Genomic DNA, 20,960 nt, shown 5'->3' with positions numbered 1-20,960 from the left:
CAATGACGGATCCGATCAGCAGCTACGCGACCTACCCGAGCCTCAAGGGCCGCAGCGTCTTCATCACCGGCGGCGGCAGCGGCATCGGCGAAAGCCTGGTGCGGCATTTCTGCGCGCAAGGTAGCCGTGTCGCCTTCGTCGATCTGGCCGAGGAACCATCCCGGCTGCTCGTCGACGCAATCACTGCCGAAGGACATGCCGCGCCGCTCTTCATTCCTTGCGACCTGCGCGATGTCGAGCAGCTACAGGCGGCTACCGCGCAAGCAGCGCAGCACAACGGCCCCATCCAGGCGCTGTGCAACAATGCCGGCAATGACGACCGCCATCAGACCAAGGACGTCACGGTCGCCTACTGGGACGACCGCATGGCGGTCAATCTGCGCCACCAGTTCTTTGCGGCACAAGCGGTGCGCCCGCAGATGAGCTCGCTGGGCGGCGGCTCGATCATCAATTTCGGCTCCATCACCTGGATGGTCGGCGACCCCGACTGCCCGGCCTATGTCACCGCGAAAGCCGCTGTCTACGGCATGACGCGGGCGCTTGCACGCGAACTCGGCCCCGAGCGCATCCGCGTCAACTGCATGGTGCCGGGCTGGGTGATGACCGAACGCCAGATGCGGCTGTGGCTGAACCCGGCCGGCGAACGCCAGATCGCGGAAAGGCAGTGCCTGCCCGACCGGCTGCAGCCTTCCGATATCGCGCGCATGGCGCTGTTCCTCGCCGCCGACGACAGCCTGATGTGCACGAGCCAGCAGTTCATCGTCGATGCGGGTTGGGTGTGACCTATACGGCCCCAAGGGAAGAAGGGTATTTCATGCGTCTTGTTCAGTTCAGAATGCTCGATGGCAGCAGGCGGGTCGGCCGCGTCTCCGACGACGGCAATCACCTGTATCCGCTCGAAAAGACCGGCAGCGTGCTGGAGCTTGCCGAAGCGGCAATCGCCGCGGGTGCATCCATTGCATCGCTGGTCGAGAAGCGGACGGGCACAGCGACAGTCGACTATGACGAGCTGCTGCGCGATGGCCGTGTGCTCGCTCCTGTCGATCATCCGGAGCCGGCGCGCTTCCTGGTCACCGGAACCGGCCTGACCCACACCGGAAGTGCGGCCGCACGCAACCAGATGCATGTTCTGACCCATGGCGAAGGTGCCGACGAATCCGATTCCCTGAAAATCTTCCGCATGGGGCTGGAGGGCGGCAAGCCTGGCGCCGGCAAGATCGGCATCCAGCCGGAGTGGTTCTTCAAGGGCGTCGGCACCTGCGTCGTGCCGCCCGGTGCTGAGCTGCCGATGCCGGCATTCGCGAAAGCCGGGGCAGAGGAAGCCGAGATCGTCGGGCTTTATCTCAATGGGCCGGACGGCCATCCCTATCGCATCGGCTATGCGCTCGGAAACGAATATTCCGACCACGTGACGGAGGGCGAGAACTACCTCTACCTCGCCCATTCCAAGCTTCGCTCCTGCTCGATCGGTCCGGAACTGCTGATCGGCGATTTGCCGAACGAAGTGCGCGGTCATTCCCGCATCCTGCGCGACGGGGCCGTCATCTGGGAACAGGAGTTCCTGTCGGGCGAAGAACACATGTCGCACTCGATCGCCAATCTCGAGCACTTCCATTTCCGCTACCCGATGCACCGCAGGGCGGGCGATCTGCACGCCTATTTCTTCGGCGCGGCGGTGATGAGCTACGCCTCCGGCGTCAAGACGGCCTCCGGCGACGAGTATGAAATCCAGGCACAGGCATTCGGCAAGCCACTGCGCAACCGGATGGTGTCGGTGCCGGACGAGGGACTGGTCACCGTCACCCCGCTGTGACGGCAAAGGTCCGGAATTCACGGTCCACCAGAACGACAATGGGAGATTAAAAATGGGACTGAAGAGAGCGTTTCTAAGACTGGCGACAATCGGCCTCGGCATCGGCCTGATGACCTCCGCGGCCCTGGCCGCGAACCTGCGCGTGCTGGCCTGGGACGGCTATGCCGACCCGGACTGGGTCAAGGACTTCACCGCCGCCACCGGTATCGGCGTCGATGTCGTCTTCATCGGCAGCGATGATGAGATTTGGGCCAAGATCAAGGGCAGCGAAGGCCAGGACTTCGACGTCTTCGCCGTCAACACCGCCCAGCTGCAGCGCTACATCAAGGCCGATCTGGTGTCGCCCATCGACATCACCAAGCTGCCCAACCAGAAGGAGGTGCTGCCGCGCTTCCGCGATCTGTCGCAGGTCAGCGGCGACACCAAGGACGGCAAGGTCTACGGCATTCCGTTCTGCTTCGATTCCATCGGGCTGATCTACGACACCGACAAGGTGAAGCCGGCGCCGACCTCGATGTCGGTGCTCTGGGATCCGGCCTACAAGGGCAAGATCCTGGCCTACGACAATGGCGAGCACAATTTCTCGTTCACCGCGCTGACGCTAGGCTACAAGGATCCGTTCAACCTCGACGCCGAGCAGATGGCGGCGGTCAAGGCCAAGCTGGTCGAACTCAAGCGCAATGTGCTGAGCTTCTACACCACCGCCGACGAGGCGCAGCAGATCTACCAGAACAATGACGTCGCCCTGATCTGGGCCAATTACGGCCAGCAGCAGGTCAAGGCGCTGCAGAAGATCGGTGCCCATGTCGCCTACGTCAATCCGAGCGAAGGCGCGCTGGCCTGGCTCGACAATTGGGTCATTTCCAAGGGCGTCCGCGACAATGCGGCGGCCGAGAAATGGATCGACTTCATGCTGACGAAGAAGGTCAGCGGCGCGCTTTCCGAGCGCACCGGCTTCGGCAACACGGTGGTCGAGTCGAGCAGCGCCGGCGGCAATGACAAGCTGGTCTGGCTCAACAATGTCGAGGACCCGCTCAAGCGCTCTGATCTGTGGAACGAGATCAAGGCGACGCCCTGATCCTTTACGCAGCCCGACTTCGAAGGACCCGGCGGTCCGGACATTCCGGACCGCCGCAGCGTATGCGAGAATAGCTTATGAACCAGAATGCCGACCTGCTGACGCTGCGGTCCGTCTCGAAATCCTACGGCACGGTTCCCGTGCTGCACGACATCGACCTGTCGATCAAGGACGGTGAGTTCCTGACCGTGCTTGGACCGTCGGGCTCGGGCAAGACCACGGTGCTGCGGCTGATCGGCGGGCTGGAGCCGCTGACCGCGGGCGAGATCCGCCTCGACGGCCAGGACATCAGCCGCATGCCGATCAACAAGCGGCCGTTCAACACCGTGTTCCAGGATTATGCGCTGTTCCCGCATATGACCGTTTCCGGCAATGTCGGCTACGGACTTTCGGTGCGCCATATCCAGCGCAAGGAGATCGCGCGCCGCGTCGCGGAAGCCCTCGAACTGGTGCAGCTCGGGCGCTTTGCCGACCGTTTTCCGGCGCAGCTTTCCGGCGGTCAGCGCCAGCGTGTCGCGCTCGCCCGCGCGCTGATCTGCCAGCCACGCCTGATCCTGCTCGACGAGCCGCTCGCGGCACTCGACCTGGAGCTGCGCCGGCAGATGCAGGAATTCCTGAAATCCATCCAGCGCGAGATCAAGACCACTTTTCTGTTCGTCACCCACGACCAGGAAGAAGCCATCGGCATGGCCGACCGGATTTGCGTCATGCAGGCCGGCCATATCCGCCAACTCGGCACGCCGCACGAGCTTTACTACACGCCGAATTGCGAGTTCGTGGCGCGCTTCTTCGGCGAGAACAATCTGGTCGCCGGAAAGCTCGGTCCTGTCCAGGGTGATCAACGGACGATCGAGACGGCACTTGGGCGGCTTGTCTGTTCGATCAGCAACCAGCCGCATCTGAAGGCCGCAGCGGATGGCGCCGGCGCCTTCGCGGCGTTCCGTCCCGAGGCCTTGCATCTTGCGGATGCTACGGACAGCGGCAACCGCTTTTCCGGCAGCATCGCCGACCTCGCCTTTGCCGGTTCGTCGACCGTCGCCACCATCACGGCGGGGGCGGACACTGCCGCGCAACGCCTGCGGCTGCGCATGCCGAGCCGGATCGACGGCAGCGCGCTCAAGTCCGGCGAAACGGTATCGCTTTGCTTTGCGCCGCATGAAGGCCATCTGGTGCTGGCATGAGTACGGCCGGCTCGACACATCCCGTGGAAAGGCGATTGTCGCTGCTGGTGACGGCGCTGGCCTTCGCCTTGCCGGTGATCTTTGTCCTGGTGCCGCTGGCGATCTTCCTGGTCTACAGTTTCTTCAGCGTCGATCAGGGCACGATCATCTACGCGCCGACGCTCGGCAACTATGTCAGGTTCTTCACCGACCCGATCTTTCTCCCGGTGTTCTGGAACACCATCGTGCTGTGCGTGTCGGTGGCCGTGATCTGCATCCTGCTCGCCTATCCCGCCGCCTATTTCCTGACGACGCTGAAAGGGCGCTGGCGCTACGCCTTGCTGATGCTGCTTCTGGTGCCGCTGTTGATGAGCTACGTCATCAAGATCTACGCGATCCGCAGCATCCTTGGCCTCAACGGCTTTCTCAACAAGGCGCTGGTGGCAATCGGCATATTGCAGCAGCCGTCGACGCTTTTCGTGTTCAACATGAACGCCATCCTGTTGACGCTGAGCCTGCTTCTGATCCCCTTCGCCATCCTGCCGATCTTCCTGTCGCTGGAGCGGATACCGCAGACCTTGCTGCGTGCCTCCGACGATCTTGGCGCGAGCGGCCTGCAGACGTTCCTGCGCATCACCTTGCCGCTCAGCCTGCCTGGCGTCGCCTCGGCGGCGAGCTTCGTCTTCGTGCTGGCGATCGGCGATTTCCTGACGCCGCAAATGGTCGGCGGGATCAGCGGCTTCACCTTCGGCCGCATCCTCTACAGCCAATTCGGCACGGCCTATAACTGGCCGTTCGGCGCCGCTCTCTCGGTGGCGCTGGCGATCGTGGTGATCTGCGCCATCCTCATCGGCGAACGGTTCGGGCGCAGCCGGGGGACGTCGATATGAGCGCCCTGCCCCGACCTTCCACAATCTTCCTGGCCGCGATCACGACGCTGGTTGCCGTGCTGCTTTACAGCCCGCTGTTCGTGCCGATCGTGTCGTCGTTCTTCGCCATTTCGCATGGCAATGTCGACTGGTCGTCGCCCACCCTTTCGACCTACGTCGCGCTCGCCGAGAACCATGACATCCTGGCCGCCTTGCGCACCACGCTGATCGTCGGCCTGTGCACCGTCGTGCTCTCGGTGGTCAGCGGAACGCTGCTGGCGCTTTACTATCACGGCCGCCGCTCCGGACGCTCGTTCCTGCAGTTCATCATCTTCCTGCCGTTCCTGATGCCGCCGATCATCAGCGGCCTGGCGCTGCTGATCTTCTTCCGTGAGATCGGCCTCGAACGCTCGCTGCTGACGGTCGTCATCGGCCATACGGTCTTCGTGCTGGCGATCGTCTATCGCACCGTGCTGATGCGGCTGCAGTCGATGAGCCGCACGCTGGTCGAAGCCTCTTACGATCTCGGCGCCACCGGCTGGCAGACCTTCTGGCGCATCATCCTGCCGAACCTGTCGAGCGCCATGGTCGGCGGCGCCATCCTGGCCTTCGCGCTGTCGTTCGACGAAACCATGATCACCATCCTGGTCACCGGCACTCAGAGCACGCTGCCGGTCCGATTGTGGGCGATGATGCGGCTTGGCTTCTCGCCCGACATCAATGCGCTGGTGGCACTGATCCTGATGTTCACCGTGCTGCTCTGCGTGCTCGCCGCCCGGTTCCTGATTCCCAGGCAGATGGCGACGGAACGGACCTGAGCTATCGACCACCCGTCATCGTGCGATGGCCGTTGGATCGAGATCGAAGACCCGCCCCGGATTGAGGATGTTCTTGGGATCGAGCGCCGTCTTCAGCCGCCGCATCGTGGCGATTTCGGCGTCGCTGCGCACCAGATGCAGCCACTGCTTCTTGTCGAGACCGATGCCATGCTCGGCCGAAACGCCGCCTCCCGCCGCCGCCACGCCGCGATAGATGATGCCGTAAGCCGCCGCCGGATCCGCCGTGAGCACCTGATAGTGCAGATTGCCGTCGCCGAGATGGCCGAAGACGTAGATGTCGGCGCCCGGATCGACGGAATGGATGGCGGCGTCCGCTTCCTGCAGGAATGCGCCCATGCGCGCCAAGGGAATGCTGATGTCGACGCCGATCAGGCCTTTGATCGAAAACAGGACGCGATTGGCGTCTTCCCGCACATCCCACAGCGCACGGAATTCGCGCGGCGATTGCGAGACGACGACATCGTCGACCACGCCGTCTTCGACAGCCTGCATCAGAACCTCGGCGAAGCGCTCGCCGTCGCGCTCGGGCTCGCTGCCCTGGATCTCAGCCAGCACATAGACGGGCGATCCAGCCGGCAAAGGCGCCGGCATGGCCATGCTGCCAACCATGACGTCGTAGAGCGGCGCGAAATTCACCTCATAGGCAGACAGTAGCGGGCCGAGCTTTTGCCTGAGCAGCCCAAGCAGGGCTATGGCCGCATCGAGCGAAGCGAGCGCGCAGAAGGCGTTCACCTCCGACGCTGGTTTCGGATGCAGCCGGAGCGCGGCGCGAGTGACGACGCCGAGCGTCCCTTCCGCACCGACGAACAGCTGGCCGAGGTCGTAGCCGGAATTGTCCTTCGGCAGGCCCTTCAGCGAGGACAGCACGCTGCCATCGGCAAGCACCGCCTCCAGCCCCAGCACCTGCGCGCGGTACATGCCGTAGCGCAGCACGCGGATGCCGCCGGCATTGGTGGCAATGTTGCCTCCGACCGTGGCCGAACCGCGCGCGCCGATGTCGACGCCGAACATCAGCCCGGCGCCATCGGCTGCCTCCTGCACCGCCTGCAGCGTCGCGCCAGCTTCGGCGACGATGCTGCCGGCTTGACTGTCCGGCGCGGCGAGGCCGGTCATGCGCTCCAGCGACAGCACGATCTCGCCGGGCTGGACGCGTGTGCCGCCGGCCAGCCCGGTGCGACCGCCCTGGACGACGACCGGCTGGCCGACAGCGTTGCACCCGGCGAGTGCCGCCGCGACACCGACAGTATCGCGCGGACGCAGCACGACTTCGGGCAGTGCCCCGAGCTTGCCGTCGGGATCGTCGCGATAGCGCTGGTCGACATCGGAGCCGGCAAGCACGCCGCCGGCGCCCAGCCGATCGCCAAGAGCGGACAGAAGTCGTTGCGTTTCAGGCGACATCGGGCTCAGGCGCCGGTGCGGCGACGGACGTCATCTGCATCCATCGACGGGACGACCCGATGAGTATTCCTGTCCGACACGCTCGCTATCCCTCCATTGCAGCCGGCCGATCCTATTCGGGATCGCGTGCCGCGCAAGCGATATCGACCTGCCCTGAACGATGCCGGCATCAATCACGATAAGGCGCGATTGATGCCGGAAGAATTGCGCGGCCTTACTGGAGCTTGGCCTGCAGCGCGTTGACGTCGTCGGTGGTCATTTCACCGTCGGTGGTCACCTTGCCGTCGACGATTTTCCACAGCCGGAACGGGCCGGTGATGTCGCCATATTTGTCGAAAGCGACCGGACCGATGACGCCTTCATAGCGGATCGGCTTGCCGTCCTTGATCAGGCCGAGCGCCTTGGCGAACTCCTCCTTGCCGGCAAAGATCGGCGTGCCGGCCGGATCGACCGCCTTGTACATCGCGTCCTTGATCTTGGCCGGATCCTCGGAGCCGGCAATGGCGATGGCGAGGCCGACGATGGCACCGGCGTCATAGGAACGGTCGGCGGCCGGGTTCGACGGTTCGATACCGGAAAATTCCTTGTAGTTCTTCATGAAGTAATCGGTGGAGGCCGTCGGGCTGGTGCCGGACGATGTGCCGTAGGCATCCTTGAGATAATCGGCGCCGACGGATTCGATGAAATCAGGGCTGTTCATGCCGTCATTGAGCAGGAATTTCTGCACGCCGCCTTGCGAAATCCAGGTGCGGGCAACGGTTGCGCCGTCTACCGGCGTGCTGACCAGATAGAGCCCGTCCGGTTCACCCGCCATCGCCGCCGTGACTTCAGAGGCATAGCTCGACTGCTTCTCGTTGTAGGGCGTGTCGGAGACGATGGTGCCGCCGAGCGCTTTGTAGGCGCGCGAGAATTCGGCCACCATGTTGACGCCGAAGTCGTTGTTGACGTGGATGACCGACAGCTTCTTGAAGCCCTTGTCGACGGCGTATTTGGCCGCGGCGACGCCCTGCAGCGCATCCGAGGTGATGGTGCGGAAGAAGATGCCGTTGGTCTTGCCGTCGCGGCCAAGCGCGGTCAGTGTCGGCGACGATGATGCCGGCGAGACCTGGACGATCTTGGCAGGCGCTGTGACCGAGGTCAGGATCGGGATCGACACCGACGAGATGATGCCGCCGATGATGACCGGCACCTTCTTGACCTGGACCAGCTGGGTGGCGGCGTCGACGGCGATGTTGCCCTGGCTCTGGCTGTCGCGCGTGTCGGTCGCCAGATCGCAGCCGCGCACGCCGCCGGCGGCGTTGATGTCGCGGAAGGCCATCTCGACGGACTTGGCGCCGGCTTGGCCGTATTCGCCGGCTGGGCCGGTCAGTTCCATGACGAGGCCGACGGTGATCTTGCAGTCGGCGGCCTGCGCGGCGCCTGCCAGCGTCACGAGAGCAAGCGCGGTGGTGAGTTGGAGTATCGTCTTTCTCATTGTTGTTCCCCTTTCGTTACTCGACTCTAATTTGATCTCTGGAGCCTGTTCAGCGTTCCGGCACCTGCAGCCAGGTTTCATGCAGATGTCGCCATTCGACGCCGTTGGGCGCCGATGAACTGGTGGTGAAGACGGCGCTCGACTGCCGGCGCGTGTGCTTGCCCGCGCGGAGTTGCGTCTCGACGTAGAAGACAACGATCGTATCGGCGCTTTGCCAACCGGGCCTGATATCCTCGATCGAAATGGCAAACCCTTCGTCGCATGTGGCGCGGCTTGAGCGGACATGATCAATCACAGCGTCACGGTCCAGGATCTGGCCGCTCGGTGCGATCATGGTCAAGCCTTCGCCCATGGCACGCTCGAAGCGCGAGAAATCCACCGTGTCGGCGCGCGCGGCGACGAACCAGTCGACAAAGAAGCGATGCAGGCCGACGATTTCGGCGCTGGCCTGCGAAAACAGCGTCTTGTTGCTGGTGCTCATGTGCGGCCCGCATTCAAATTGTAGTGCATGATCGAGCCGTGACGGCCATGCCGGTCGCGCTCCAGCGTGTAGACGTCGCCCAGGGGACCCTGGCTTTGCGCGATCACGGCCGTGATCTTCGCCCGATCATCGGCGTCGAGCGCGATGTCCATGATGCCAGCATTGGCCAGTGCATGGGCCTGATTGCGGGCGCCGACGATGACGGCCGCCACTTGGCGCTGTTCAAGCACCCAGGCGCTGGCGATGGTGGCGATGTCGACGCCGTGGCGATCGCCAACGGCCTTAAGTGCCTGGAGCAGTTGCTGGAAAAGGTCCCAGCCACCGAAATCGTCGATGATCAGCTTGTATTTGACCAGCGAGCGGTTTTCGAGCGGCATCGCCGGTTCGGCCACGCCAAGCCATTTGTCGCTGAGGAAGCCGCCGGCGACGGAACCATAGCAGAGGAAGCTGACGCCGTTTTTCTCTGCAAGTGCGGCGAGGCTATTGCCCGGCCGCTGATCGAGCACGGAATATTGCAGTTGCTGGCTGACCAGCGGGATGCCGGCGGCGAGGATCTCGGCGAGCCGCGGCGTGTCGAAATTAGTGGTACCGAGATTGCGCACCTTGCCTTCCAACCGAAGTTCGTTGAGCCACCCCATCGCCTCGACGTAACGAGGCTGATCATAGTCCCACCAATGGAACTGCACGAGATCGAGACGTTCGGTCTTCAGCCTGCGCAGCGACTGATCGACGATGCCCCTGATATAATCGCGGCTGATGCCGGCCAGCCGTTCGAGGTCGGGCACCAGCTTGGTGTGCACTTTCATCCTGGCCGCAACATCGAGGCCGCGCTCGCTGGCCAGCCGCAGGCGCGCGGCACCGATCAGTTCCTCGACGCCGGTGTAGATGTCGGCGCAATCATAGGTCCAGATGCCCGCGTCGAAAGTGGCGATCAGGTCGGTGACCGCTTGGCTGCGATCGATGGCGCCATGGCCGCCGGCGAGCTGCCAGCCGCCGCGAATGACGCGCGAGATGGTGTAGCCGGGGCCGAGCTCGAAGGTCTTGGCGGTCATGTCCGGTCATTCTCCTTCGGCAGCGGCACGGCCGTGGTTTCGGCATGGCTGAATCGCCGCTTGGCCAGCCTGACGATCCGCAGCCGGCTGGCGCAATTGGGATCGGGACAAGCGATCTCGGCGTCCGAGGTCATCCAGTCATTGCGGTCGGTCGGCCGCTGCTTTGCCGCGAGAAACGGCAATACGGAGGCAAGCGAATAGATCGAAAAACTCTGCCCTGCCGGCATCGACAGCATCTCGCCCTTGAGCTCGAAATAGTCGCCCGGCTTGGCGCCGCAATAGATCGGCTTGCCCTCGGGGATGACCGCCTCGACGCGAAGATCGAAAAGCTCGAAACTGTCGTCAGCCATTCGAGGCCTCCACCAGGCTGAAGGTTATGTCGCAGGCGCCGTTGCGGCGGATGACGCCACAGGCGGCGGCGAACTGCTCACGCTCCTCCGGCAGGACCTGCGCCACCACGCTGCCGGCCAGCCAGCCGATCGGGAACAGAAGCCGCGCGCCCTGCCCGTAATAGAGACCGATGTCGAAAATGGCATTGGGGTTGCCGCCCCACATGCGCGGCGGCACGTAGGACAGCACGATGTCGCCGGGCTGCGGCGTCAGCGTTGCGTTCTCCGCCGGTAGAGGCCGGGCAAAGGACTGGCCATCGAGATCGGCTGACGGAACCGGGCAGGAAATCTCAGGTCCCGTCCACATCGCATGGATGCCGGGAACGACACGTGGCGTTGCGAGATACGCCTGAAGAAAGGCGGCATTTTCCGGCGCCTTTTCGGGCAGCAGCTGCGCCGTCACGGAAAGCTTCGAGCGAGGCTCGGTGAGGCTGATGGAGGTCATGTCTGGTCTTTCGTAGCAGCGGACTGAAGCTTGTCGCGCAGGAAAGCAAAAGGCCGGCTGATATCGGCCACCAGTGCTTCGCGCGCGGCTTGCGCATCCTGTTTGGCGAGAGCCGCGACGATGCTGCGGTGATAGTGCGCGGTGTCGACCTCGCCGGCTTCGGAAAAGGCGTAGATGGCGACGCGGATGCAAGGTCCCGATTGCAGCCACAGGCTTTCGATCATCGGGATCAGCACCGCCGAGCCGCAGCAGCGGTAGATCTCGAAATGGAAGCTCTGGTTGAGCGTTGCTTCGCGGTCAATGTCCTTCTTGTGCTTCAGCGCCCGCATCTCATCCCACTCGCCGAGCATCGCTTCGATCGAAGCGATCTGGCGCGGGCTCATGCGCGTGGCGGCAAGTGCAATTGCTTCGCCTTCAATAAGTGACCGGGCGCGCAAAAGGTCGTCGATACGCTCCAGCGTGATCGGCGGCACGCGCACCGAGCGGTTGGGCAGCGCCTCCAGCGCCTTTTCCGTGATCAGCCGGCCGAGCGCTTCACGTACCGGCATGGTCGAGGTGACCAGCGCATCGGCAAGGCCGCGGATGGTCAGCACCTGGTTCGGCTCGAACAGGCCGCCGATCAGGGCCCGGCGCAACTCGGAATAGACGCGATCCTGCACGGTCTCGCGGCCGACCGGCGTAAGCTGGGCTGCGATCGTCTCGTTGTTTCGCTCGATGGCAGCCTTCTGCATGGCATTCCCGGTCTTGGCCCGTTTTCGGCTTGCGGATGAAATTAAAGCCGAATAGCGTGATCAAAGCAAGTGTGATCACAAATCAAAAATCAGGGGCGACAACGATCGTCTTCGGCCAGAGGGTTTGATGAGCGAGGCAGCGGAGCGCCAAGGGCAGGAGACCCGGGCACCGGTTCTGACGGCAAGCAATGTCGTCAGGCGGTTCGGCGGCCTTGTCGCCGTCAACGATGTCTCGTTTGATGTCAAAGCGGGCGAAATCCTCGGCCTGATCGGGCCGAACGGCGCCGGCAAGACGACCATGTTCGACCTACTCGCCGGGAGTATATTGCCGACCAGCGGCGATATCCTGCTCAATGGCACGCGCGTCTCCGGCGAAGCCGCGCATCTGCGCATTGGCAGGGGACTTGGTCGCACCTTTCAGATCCCGCGCCCGCTGCCCAATCTGACGCTGATCGAGAACATCATGCTGGCGGCACAGAGGCAGGCGGGGGAAAGACTGCTCGCAAACTTCGTCACGCCGTGGCGGGTGGTGGCACAGGAAAAGGCGGCCAGGGCAAAGGCGCTCGATCTACTGGAGCTGGTCACCCTCACCCACCTCGCGCATGAGCCAGCGCGCGTGTTGTCCGGCGGCCAGCGCAAGCTGCTCGAACTTGCCCGCGTGATGATGGCCGACCCGGCGATCATCCTGCTCGACGAGCCGGCGGCCGGCGTCAACGCGACGCTGCTCGAAGTCATCATCGACCGCATTCGCGATATCAACGCGCGCGGCATCACCTTCCTATTGATCGAACACAACATCGATATGGTGACGCGGCTCTGCCATCGCGTGCTGGTCATGGCGAGCGGCCAGTTGCTCAGCGAAGGCACGGCGGAAGAGGTCGCCCGCGACCCGCGCGTCATCGAGGCCTATCTCGGAGGCACGGCATGAGCGAGACCGTCCTCGATGTCCGCAATCTCGAAGCCGGCTATGAGCCTGGTGTGCCGATCGTGCGCGGCGCCTCGATCGCCGTCAGCAAGGGCGAGATCGTCGTCGTGCTCGGCCCCAACGGCGCCGGCAAGTCGAGCTTCATCAAGGCGATCGCCGGTCTTGTCCCGGTCACCGGCGGCTCGGTGTTCCTAGACGGCAAGGACATCACCGCAGCGCCCGCCCACACCATGGTGCGGCTAGGCCTGGCCTTCGTGCCGCAGACCGAAAACATCTTTCCGCTGATGTCGGTCGAGGACAATCTCAAAGTCGCCTGCGGCATCCTCGAACGGCGCGACATCCCTGGCCGCATCGAGGAAATGTATGCGGCCTTCCCCGACCTTGTCCGCCAGCGCCGCACCGCCGCCGGAAACCTGTCGGGCGGGCAGCGGCAGATGCTCGCAGTCGCCCGCGCCCTGATCGTCCATCCCAAAGTGCTGGTGCTCGACGAACCGTCGGCTGGCCTGTCGCCGAAATTCGTCTCGATGGTGTTCGAGATGCTGGCCGGCATCCGCAAATCCGGCGTCACCATCCTCCTGGTCGAACAGAACGCCAAGGCAGCACTGGCAATCGGCGACCGCGCCTATGTGCTGGTCGAAGGCAAGGACCGGCACGAGGGCATTGCCTCGGAGCTCTGGAACGACCCGGTCGTCGCCGAGCTCTATCTCGGCCAACGCCCTTCTCACGCCAGCAAGGGAGGCGCGGCATGAGCTTGCAATTTGTCGTCGACGGGTTGCTGACCGGCTCGATGATCGGCCTCGGCGCCATTGGTGTGACGCTCACCTATTCGATCCTGCGCTTCTCGAATTTTGCCCATGGCGACTTCATGGCCTGGGGTACCTATGCGACGCTGGCTGTCGTCAGCGCCATCGGCGCGACATTCGGCAAGGTGGCGCCGATCGCGCCTTTGTCCTTCGGCTGGCCGCTGCTTGTCGCCTTGGTCGTGGGCATGGCCTTCACCGCCCTGTTGGCGCTGCTGCTCGACAGAGTGCTGTTTTCGCGGCTGCGCTCGCAAGGGCAAGCCATCATCGTGGTGATGGCAAGCTTCGGTGCCTCGATGGCGCTGCGCAGCCTGCTCGAATTCACCTTCACCTCGCGGCCGACTTATTTCAGCCGGGCGATCCAGATCGCCATGCCGGTCGGCTTCGGCGTCCGCATCACCCCGGACCAGATCGCGCTTCTGCTGCTGACCGCCGTGCTGGTGCTCGGCGTGCATCTGTTGATGACACGCACGCAGACCGGCCGTTCCATGCAGGCGCTGAGCCAGAACGCGGCACTGGCCCGCATCGTCGGCATCGACGTCGCCAGCGTGGTGCGCGTCACCTGGATCATCGGCGGGGCTCTGGCCTGCGTCGCCGGCGTGATGATCGGCATTCTGGTGCAGATCCGCCCGTTCATGGGCTTCGACATGCTGCTGCCGATGTTTGCCGCCGCGATCCTCGGCGGCATCGGCAGCATCCCGGGTGCCGTACTCGGCGGCTTGATCATCGGGCTCGCCGAAGCCGGGGCGGTGCAGTTGATCGGCGCCGAATGGCGCGCCGCCGTCTCCTTCATCATCCTGATGGCGGTGCTGTTCGTGCGGCCGATCGGCCTGTTTGGTGTGAGGGAACGCTGATGGACCTGCTCGGCTACGGCGCATTCTTCCTGACCACCGCGCTGATCTTTTCGCTGGTCACGCTGGGGCTCAATCTGCAGTGGGGCCTGACCGGCCTGTTCAATGTCGGCCTCGCCGGCTTCGTCGCCATCGGCGCCTACACTTCAGCGCTGCTGACCACACCTGACGATGCCGCACGGCTCGGTGGCTTCGGCCTGCCGATCCTTGTCGGCTGGGCGGGTGCCATGGTGGTCGGCGGCATCGCCGCTGCGCTGACCGGCATGGCGACGCTGCGGCTGCGATCCGACTATCTGGCGATCACCACATTCGGCGTCGCCGTGGTCGTGCAACTCGTCGCGCTCAACGCGCAGAAGCTGACGGGCGGCCCGTTCGGCATCGGCTTCATCCCACGCCCCTTCGGCAGCCTTGCCGAGACGCCGCTGCTGTTCAACCTGTCGAACCTCGCCGTCGTCTCGGCGGTCACGCTGATTGCCTATCTCGCTTTGGAGCATCTGTCGCGCAGCCCGTGGGGACGCGTGCTGAAGGCCTTGCGCGAGGATGAGCGGGCGGCGATTTCGCTTGGCAAGAGCGCGCGCTTCTACCGCATCCAGGCCTTTGCCGTCGGCGGCGCCATCATGGCGCTGGCCGGCGCATTGCAGGCGCATTTCACCGGCTTCATCGCACCGGATAATTATTTGCCGATCCTGACCTTCCAGGTGTGGGTGATGCTGATCGTCGGCGGCTCGGGCAGCAATCTCGGCGCCGTCATTGGCAGCATCCTGGTCTGGGGAATATGGGCGGGGTCAGGCACGCTGACCAGCGTGCTGTTTGCGCCGGAGCAGCAGGCGCGCGCGGCCTCGCTGCAGATCGTCGCCATCGGCGTCATGCTCTGCGTCATCCTCTTGATCAGGCCCAATGGTTTGTTCGGCGACAGACTGCGGCGGCCACGACTGGGCAAGCGGGCGAAGGTGGCTACAGCCAAGAGTAGTTACGGCTCATGAACACTGCGATCCGGCAGGAAGCGCATGGCGCTTCACTTTGGCACGCCGTCAGCCCCAACAGCCGCGACCGGCCCGCGCTGCACGACGAGATCAATGTCGACCTCGCAATTGTCGGCGGCGGCTTTGCCGGCCTTTCAACGGCGCTGCATGCCGCCGAAAATGGCATCTCGGTCGCTGTTCTCGAGGCCGAAATCATCGCCTGGGGCGCGACCGGCAGGAATGCCGGTTTCGTCGTGCCCAACTTCGCCAAGATGGACCCGGACAACATCCTTGCGCATCTCGGCCCAGAGCGCGGCGAGAGACTGATCGATTTTGCCGCCGGCAGCGCCGACCTTGTCTTCGGTCTTATCAAACGGCACGGCATCGACTGCGACGCCGTGCAGAACGGATGGATCCAACCGGCGCATTCGCCCGCCGCCTTCGAGAAGGTCAAATCGCGGGCCGGGCAATGGGCACGGCGCGGCCGGCCAGCTGTCACGCTGGATAGGCAGGAAATCGAAGCGCTGACGGGCGTTCGCGGCTATGCCGGCGGCTGGATGGACCGTTCAGGTGGGGTGCTCAATCCGGTCGCCTATGCGAACGGACTGGCCGATGCGGCGGAAAAGGCTGACGCCAAGATCTTCGAGCGCACGCCGGTCACCTCGGTCGATCGCGTGGCCGATGGCTGGTCGCTGAAAACGCCATCGGGCTCGGTGCGTGCCGGCAAGGTGCTGATCGCCACCAACGCCTATGGCGGGTCGCTCAATCCGTTGCTGCAACGAACCTATATTCCGCTGAAGGTTTTTCAGATCGCGACCGAGCCGCTGTCGAGCGAAATCCGCACGCGGCTGCTTCCCGGCGGGCAAGGCGCCGGCGACACCAGGCGCAATCTCTTCACCTTCCGCTTCGACGCCGACAACCGGCTGATTAGCGGCGGCATGCATATTCTGAGTGCCGGCGCCGACACGCGCGTGCCGCAAACGATCTGGCGGCGCCTCGCCAGGCATCTCGATTTGCCGAACCTGCCGCCGCTGGCTTATAGCTGGTCGGGAATGGCCGCGGTCGAACCGGATTTCCTGCCACATCTCCTGGACCTCGGACCGGGGCTGATCGCCGGTCGCGCCTGCAACGGGCGCGGCATTGCCATGACGACGGCGATGGGCAAGGTGTTGGCCGACTGGGCTGCGGGAATCGAGGCTCGTGATTTGCCGCTGCCGTTGGCACCGCTGGCGCCGATCCCCTTCCATGCGGTACTGCGGCACGCGCCCAACATGCTGCTCGGCTGGAGCATGCTGCGCGACCGGCTGGACGAGACCGGATAAAACGATCGCTTCTGGTCGCGCGGATCAGGCCGTCATGCGCAGATTTTCGGAAAGAACCGCGGCTGCCACGGCGATGTCCTGTTCAAGAGAGACCCGCACAGCCGGGCCATTGCGCTGCTCCAACGCGGCAACAATCCGGCGATGCGCATCGTTCGACAGCGGAATGTAGCGATCGGCCTGCATCAGAAGCTTGAGATAAGGCCCGACGCGGCCCCAGAGGTCGCGGATCATGTTCAACAGGATCGGCGCGCCGGCATGCTGGTAGATGGAGAAGTGAAACGCCTCGTTCAGCGAGAGATAGGTCCTGGCATCGCCGGCTTCGATGGCGCGCTGCATGCCGGCGAGCGTCGTCTGGATCTCGACCAATCCGCTTTCGCTCATCCGCAACGCGGCCATCTCGCCCGCCAGTCCTTCGACGGCGATGCGGATCTGAGTCAGTTCCTCGAAGGCAGGGGCGGATAGCAGCGGCACGATTATCGAGCGGTTGTTCTGCATCTCGAGCAGCCGCTCGGCGACCAGCCTTTGCAACGCCTCGCGGATCGGCGTCGTCGAGATGCCGAACGTCTCGGCAAGCTTGCGGATGACCAGCGTCTGGCCCGGGCTGAAACCGCCTGAAATCAACTCCTGCTTGAGCGCGCCATAGGCGCGGTCGTTGAGGGTTTGATGTTCGAGCTTCAGCATGCGCGGTCCCGATCACCAGTTCGACAAAGCGCGATCGAGCGTCTCGGCCAGTTGCTCGGCATTGTCCCTGGCAAAGGGCAGAGGCGGCCTGATCTTCAGCACGTTGCCGCGCGGACCGCAGGACGAGATCAGCACGCCGTCCTCGCGCATGGCTTCGACGACCGCCGACGTCTTGCTGGCGGCCAGCGCTTCGTCGCCATCCGCCGTCAATTCGACACCGAAATAGAGACCGTTTTGCCTGACGTCACCGACCATGCCGTGCCGGGTCTGCAGCGCGCGCAGCAACTCTCCTGTATAGGCGCCGACGTTGCGCGCGTTCTCGATCAGCCCCTCGCCTTCGATCACGTCCAGCACCGCAATGCCGACGGCGGCCGCGACCGGATTGCCGCCGAAGGTGTTGAAATAGCCGGTGTTGGAACCGAAGGACGAGACAAGCCGCGGCCGCACGAGCACAGCGCCCATCGGATGGCCGTCGCCGATCGGCTTGCCCATGGTGACGATGTCGGGTTCGAGGCCATAATTGGCAAAACCCCACATGCCCTGGCCAAGCCGGCCGAAGCCGGACTGGACCTCATCGGCGATAACGATGGCGCCCGCCTTCCTGACGTGATCCGCCGCCTCGCTCATGACCGCCGCATCGGGGAAGAAAATGCCGTCGCTGGAAAAGGCCGAATCGAGCAGCAGCGCCGCCGGACGGATGTTTTGCGCACGCATATCGTCGAGGGCGGCGGCGACATTCCTGGCGAAATCATACGCGGCGCGGCCCTGGTCGCGGAATGTGTCCGGCGCTGCCACGGTGCGGTGGTGGGCGGGCACGCCCTTTGCCCCGACCGCCGCTGGTGACAGCTGAGCGGTGGCGATCGTGGCGCCGTGATAGGCGAAATCGGTGATGATGACGCCGGTACCGCCGCTCGAATGTTGGGCGATGCGGATGGCAAGGTCGTTGGCCTCGCTGCCGGTGCAAGTGAACATGGCATGGCCGAGATGGGCCGGAACCGTGCCGAGCAGTTTTTCCGCATAGTCGAGAATGATCTCGCTCAGATAGCGTGTGTGCGTGTTGAGGGTGGCGGCCTGCCCCGACAGCGCCTCGACGACGCGCGGATGGCAGTGCCCGACCGAGGCGACATTGTTGTAGGCGTCGAGGAATTTGCGCCCTCCCGCATCGTAGAGCCAGACGCCGCTGCCGCGCACCAGATGGATCGGGTTGCGGTAGAAGGCGCGGTAGGTCGGCCCGAGCAGCCTGGCGCGGCGTTCGAGCAGCGCGCGCTCGGATGCCCTCGAGTCGGCATTTGCGGGATATGGCGAGGACTGGGACACGGGCATCTACTCCGGATTGGAATGGTCGAGAAAATAGCGGCCGGCGTCAGCGGACGACAGGCCGTCCAGCCGTTCGAGCGAGGCCCAGACTTCGGTGATGAGGCGCAGCACATAGTCGCGCTTGGCCGGGAAGCGTTCCGCCTGCCAGCTGGCGATGTTGGCGATAAGGGCAAGGCGGGCACGGATCAGATCGAAAAGGATGCCGATCTCTTCCGTCTCCAGCGGCTGCACTGACTGGTAGCCGGCGACGAAGCGCGCGGCGGACGCCAGCGGATGACCTTCAGCCGGCCAGCGATAGACGGCGCCGATGGCGAGGTCGCAGATCAGCGGCGAATGGATCATGTCGCCGAAATCGAGGATGCCGGTCACGACCTCCGGCCGCGACGCGTCCATCACCACATTGTAGGAATTCATGTCGTTGTGGACGATCTGCGCGCGCAGGCTCGGAATGACCGGCGCCGCGTTCTCCTCAAAAGCGTCCATCACGCGCTCGACCATGGCCCGGTGGCCGGCATCGGCGATATACGCCAGCATCGGCCGTGTCTTGGCGACCTTGCGGATATCCCAGAGCAGGTCGCTGCCGGCCGCCGGATGGAAGAAACCGCGCAGTGCCCGGCCAAGGCGGGCGAGGAAAATGCCGAGATTGCGATCCTGTGCCGCCGATGTGGGCGAGCGCGACAGCAACTGGCCAGGCAGATAGGTGACCAGCCGGATGATACGCGGCGCCGATCCACCGACGCTGGCCGTGAACTGCGCTTCGCCTTCCAAGCTCTTGCGCACCGAGGGGACCGGCAAGGTCGGGTCGACCGCCAGGATATGGTCGAGCGCCTTGTTCTGGAAATCGGTGAAGCCGGCCTCCTCCGCCGGATGGGAAACCTTCAGGACGAACTCGCCCTCGCCCTCGGTCTGGATGTGGAAATTGTGGTCGCGTTCGCCCGGCAGCGGACGCGCGCTGCCGGTGAGCCCATAGTGCCGGCGCAAGATGACGAGCGCGTCGGCGATCGAGACGTCCGGCGCATCCTCGGCGAGCGTTTCGCCGAAACCATCAGGCACGGCCGCATTCATGAGCTCATCTCCGGATCGATCGGCTCGAGACCGCACCAGTCGGCGATGAACAGCGCAATGGTCTGCGTGACCTTGCGCACCGAATCCAGATCGACGGCCTCGTCATAGCCATGCGGCATGCGGCAGATCGGGCCGTAGACGATCGCTGGCGTGTCGGCATAGAGGCCGAAGAAGCGCGCATCCGTGGTCGCCGAGGTGACGTGTTCCGTCAGCGGCTCGCCCCACACGGCGGTATGGCTGCGCCGCAGCACGGCTTCCATCTCGTCGGCACCTTCCAGGACATAGCCCTCGGCCATGAAGCCGTTATAGGTCATCGTTGGCGGACGATTGACCAGGAACGGATCGGCACGGGCCGCTTCGGCGATGCAGGCTTCGAGCTCGGCCCGGGCGTCCTCGAGTTTCTGCCCGGGATAGGTCGCGACCCGCATCTCGAAGACGCAGCGTGCCGGAACGCTCGATGTCCATTCGCCGCCTTCAATCTTGCCGAGATTGAAGCGGATCGGATGCGGATGATTGCAGAAATGCGGATCATCGACCTTGCGCGCATTCCAGACGATTTCGAGCTGCTTCAGTGCCTGGATGATGAGAAAGGCCTTTTCGATGGCGTTGGCGCCAGCCGAGAAAGCGCCGGAGGCATGTTGGGGATCGCCGTCGACCTCGACCCTGAACCAGATCGGCCCGACCTGCGCCCGCATCAAGCGCGGTTCCAAGGGTTCGGGAATGAAGGCGGCGTCGGCGCGGTAGCCGCGTTGCAGGCAGGCGAGCGCGCCATTGCCAGTGCATTCCTCCTCGACCACTGACTGGAGGTAGACATTCGCGGCCGGCTGATAGCCGAGGCTGCGCAAGGCAGCGAGCGCATAGAGACAGGCCGACAGACCGGCCTTCATGTCGCCGGCGCCGCGGCCATGCATCCAGCCATCCTCGATGGCCGGGTCGTAGGGATCGCGCACCCAGCGGTCGAGCGGCCCGGTCGGCACGACATCGATATGGCCGTTGAGGATCAGCGAGCGACCGGTGGCGTTTCGCGGCATGTGGGTGGCAACGACGTTGAAGGCATCGTCATAAGAAACCGCAACCGGCGAAAACCCCGGCAGATCGCGGATCGCGTCGACATCGACACGCCACATGTCGACCGTATAGCCGTCTGCCTCGTAAGCGGCCGCCATGAACGATTGCGCGGCGTGCTCGTCGCCGCGCTGGGAGGGAAAGCGTACGAGGTCCGCCAGGAACGCGACTTGCCGCGCGAAGCCGTCATCGACCGCGCGCAAGATGGCTTCGTCGGCAATTCGCTCAGGCATGATATTCCGC

The 20,960-nt window shown here is 64.3% G+C and carries 22 protein-coding genes; 11 read left to right on the top strand and 11 right to left on the bottom strand.

The window, feature by feature from the left end; translation table 11 throughout:
* Positions 1–2: 2 nt before the first annotated feature.
* From AC04SF_RS01825 to AC04SF_RS01800, 6 genes are all read left to right on the top strand, one after another.
* Positions 3–782, top strand: a complete 780-nt coding sequence (locus AC04SF_RS01825) for an SDR family NAD(P)-dependent oxidoreductase (RefSeq protein ID WP_488476259.1) — start codon at positions 3–5, stop codon at positions 780–782.
* A gap of 32 nt (positions 783–814) precedes the next feature.
* The gene (gene araD1 / locus AC04SF_RS01820; protein ID WP_488476258.1) at positions 815–1,813 is read left to right on the top strand and encodes an AraD1 family protein; all 999 of its coding nucleotides are present in this window, start codon (positions 815–817) and stop codon (positions 1,811–1,813) included.
* A 52-nt stretch (positions 1,814–1,865) separates the two neighbouring features.
* Positions 1,866–2,891 (top strand): ABC transporter substrate-binding protein, encoded by a 1,026-nt coding sequence (locus tag AC04SF_RS01815; RefSeq protein WP_488476257.1) that lies wholly within the window; start codon positions 1,866–1,868, stop codon positions 2,889–2,891.
* Between the two features lie 77 nt (positions 2,892–2,968).
* Positions 2,969–4,072 (top strand): ABC transporter ATP-binding protein, encoded by a 1,104-nt coding sequence (locus AC04SF_RS01810; protein WP_488476256.1) that lies wholly within the window; start codon positions 2,969–2,971, stop codon positions 4,070–4,072.
* On the top strand, positions 4,069–4,941 hold the full coding sequence (locus tag AC04SF_RS01805; RefSeq protein ID WP_488476255.1) for an ABC transporter permease: 873 nt from the start codon (positions 4,069–4,071) through the stop codon (positions 4,939–4,941). Before AC04SF_RS01810 ends, AC04SF_RS01805 begins: the two co-directional genes overlap by 4 nt.
* On the top strand, positions 4,938–5,738 hold the full coding sequence (locus tag AC04SF_RS01800) for an ABC transporter permease (protein WP_096455499.1): 801 nt from the start codon (positions 4,938–4,940) through the stop codon (positions 5,736–5,738). Before AC04SF_RS01805 ends, AC04SF_RS01800 begins: the two co-directional genes overlap by 4 nt.
* 15 nt (positions 5,739–5,753) lie before the next feature.
* Here the strand turns inward: AC04SF_RS01800 and AC04SF_RS01795 are convergent, their stop codons facing one another.
* From AC04SF_RS01795 to AC04SF_RS01765, 7 genes are all read right to left on the bottom strand, one after another.
* Entirely contained in the window at positions 5,754–7,157 is a 1,404-nt protein-coding gene (locus tag AC04SF_RS01795; protein WP_488476254.1) for an FAD-binding oxidoreductase, read from the bottom strand.
* A 214-nt stretch (positions 7,158–7,371) separates the two neighbouring features.
* Positions 7,372–8,631 (bottom strand): ABC transporter substrate-binding protein, encoded by a 1,260-nt coding sequence (locus AC04SF_RS01790; protein ID WP_488476253.1) that lies wholly within the window; start codon positions 8,629–8,631, stop codon positions 7,372–7,374.
* Positions 8,632–8,680: 49 nt separating this feature from the next.
* Positions 8,681–9,112, bottom strand: a complete 432-nt coding sequence (locus AC04SF_RS01785; protein ID WP_488476252.1) for a hypothetical protein — start codon at positions 9,110–9,112, stop codon at positions 8,681–8,683.
* The gene (locus AC04SF_RS01780) at positions 9,109–10,164 is read right to left on the bottom strand and encodes an aldo/keto reductase (protein ID WP_488476251.1); all 1,056 of its coding nucleotides are present in this window, start codon (positions 10,162–10,164) and stop codon (positions 9,109–9,111) included. Before AC04SF_RS01780 ends, AC04SF_RS01785 begins: the two co-directional genes overlap by 4 nt.
* Complete coding sequence (locus tag AC04SF_RS01775) at positions 10,161–10,514, bottom strand: TIGR04076 family protein (RefSeq protein ID WP_096455491.1); 354 nt, start codon at positions 10,512–10,514, stop codon at positions 10,161–10,163. Before AC04SF_RS01775 ends, AC04SF_RS01780 begins: the two co-directional genes overlap by 4 nt.
* The gene (locus AC04SF_RS01770) at positions 10,507–10,998 is read right to left on the bottom strand and encodes a DUF3830 family protein (RefSeq protein WP_488476250.1); all 492 of its coding nucleotides are present in this window, start codon (positions 10,996–10,998) and stop codon (positions 10,507–10,509) included. The genes AC04SF_RS01775 and AC04SF_RS01770 overlap by 8 nt, the downstream gene beginning before the upstream one ends.
* Positions 10,995–11,729, bottom strand: a complete 735-nt coding sequence (locus AC04SF_RS01765; RefSeq protein WP_027034003.1) for a GntR family transcriptional regulator — start codon at positions 11,727–11,729, stop codon at positions 10,995–10,997. The genes AC04SF_RS01770 and AC04SF_RS01765 overlap by 4 nt, the downstream gene beginning before the upstream one ends.
* 127 nt (positions 11,730–11,856) lie before the next feature.
* On the opposite strand from AC04SF_RS01765, the gene AC04SF_RS01760 reads away from it, so the two are divergent.
* The 5 genes from AC04SF_RS01760 to AC04SF_RS01740 are packed head-to-tail and all read left to right on the top strand — an operon-like array spanning position 11,857 to position 16,589.
* A complete protein-coding gene (locus tag AC04SF_RS01760) occupies positions 11,857–12,657 on the top strand; it encodes an ABC transporter ATP-binding protein (protein WP_488476249.1) in 801 nt (266 codons plus the stop codon).
* Positions 12,654–13,403 (top strand): branched-chain amino acid ABC transporter ATP-binding protein, encoded by a 750-nt coding sequence (locus AC04SF_RS01755; protein ID WP_488476248.1) that lies wholly within the window; start codon positions 12,654–12,656, stop codon positions 13,401–13,403. The genes AC04SF_RS01760 and AC04SF_RS01755 overlap by 4 nt, the downstream gene beginning before the upstream one ends.
* The gene (locus AC04SF_RS01750; protein WP_488476247.1) at positions 13,400–14,308 is read left to right on the top strand and encodes a branched-chain amino acid ABC transporter permease; all 909 of its coding nucleotides are present in this window, start codon (positions 13,400–13,402) and stop codon (positions 14,306–14,308) included. The genes AC04SF_RS01755 and AC04SF_RS01750 overlap by 4 nt, the downstream gene beginning before the upstream one ends.
* On the top strand, positions 14,305–15,288 hold the full coding sequence (locus tag AC04SF_RS01745) for a branched-chain amino acid ABC transporter permease (protein ID WP_488476664.1): 984 nt from the start codon (positions 14,305–14,307) through the stop codon (positions 15,286–15,288). The genes AC04SF_RS01750 and AC04SF_RS01745 overlap by 4 nt, the downstream gene beginning before the upstream one ends.
* Positions 15,285–16,589 carry an NAD(P)/FAD-dependent oxidoreductase gene (locus AC04SF_RS01740; RefSeq protein WP_488476246.1) on the top strand — a complete coding sequence of 435 codons (1,305 nt, stop codon included), beginning with the start codon at positions 15,285–15,287 and terminating at the stop codon, positions 16,587–16,589. The genes AC04SF_RS01745 and AC04SF_RS01740 overlap by 4 nt, the downstream gene beginning before the upstream one ends.
* Before the next feature lie 24 nt (positions 16,590–16,613).
* On the opposite strand, the gene AC04SF_RS01735 is transcribed toward AC04SF_RS01740, so the two are convergent.
* From AC04SF_RS01735 to AC04SF_RS01720, 4 genes are read right to left on the bottom strand one after another with little or no spacing between them, the layout of a single operon-like run.
* Positions 16,614–17,270, bottom strand: a complete 657-nt coding sequence (locus AC04SF_RS01735; RefSeq protein WP_488476245.1) for a GntR family transcriptional regulator — start codon at positions 17,268–17,270, stop codon at positions 16,614–16,616.
* A gap of 12 nt (positions 17,271–17,282) precedes the next feature.
* Positions 17,283–18,593 carry an aspartate aminotransferase family protein gene (locus AC04SF_RS01730; protein ID WP_488476244.1) on the bottom strand — a complete coding sequence of 437 codons (1,311 nt, stop codon included), beginning with the start codon at positions 18,591–18,593 and terminating at the stop codon, positions 17,283–17,285.
* Positions 18,594–19,652: a phosphotransferase gene (locus tag AC04SF_RS01725; RefSeq protein WP_488476243.1), complete on the bottom strand. Its 1,059-nt coding sequence runs from the start codon at positions 19,650–19,652 to the stop codon at positions 18,594–18,596.
* Entirely contained in the window at positions 19,649–20,950 is a 1,302-nt protein-coding gene (locus AC04SF_RS01720) for an ArgE/DapE family deacylase (protein ID WP_488476242.1), read from the bottom strand. Before AC04SF_RS01720 ends, AC04SF_RS01725 begins: the two co-directional genes overlap by 4 nt.
* Positions 20,951–20,960: the final 10 nt, after the last annotated feature.

Source organism: Mesorhizobium sp. CNPSo 4671 (assembly GCF_057784245.1).
Note: the sequence above shows the minus strand (reverse complement) of the source record. Positions and strands in the feature narration are given on the sequence as shown.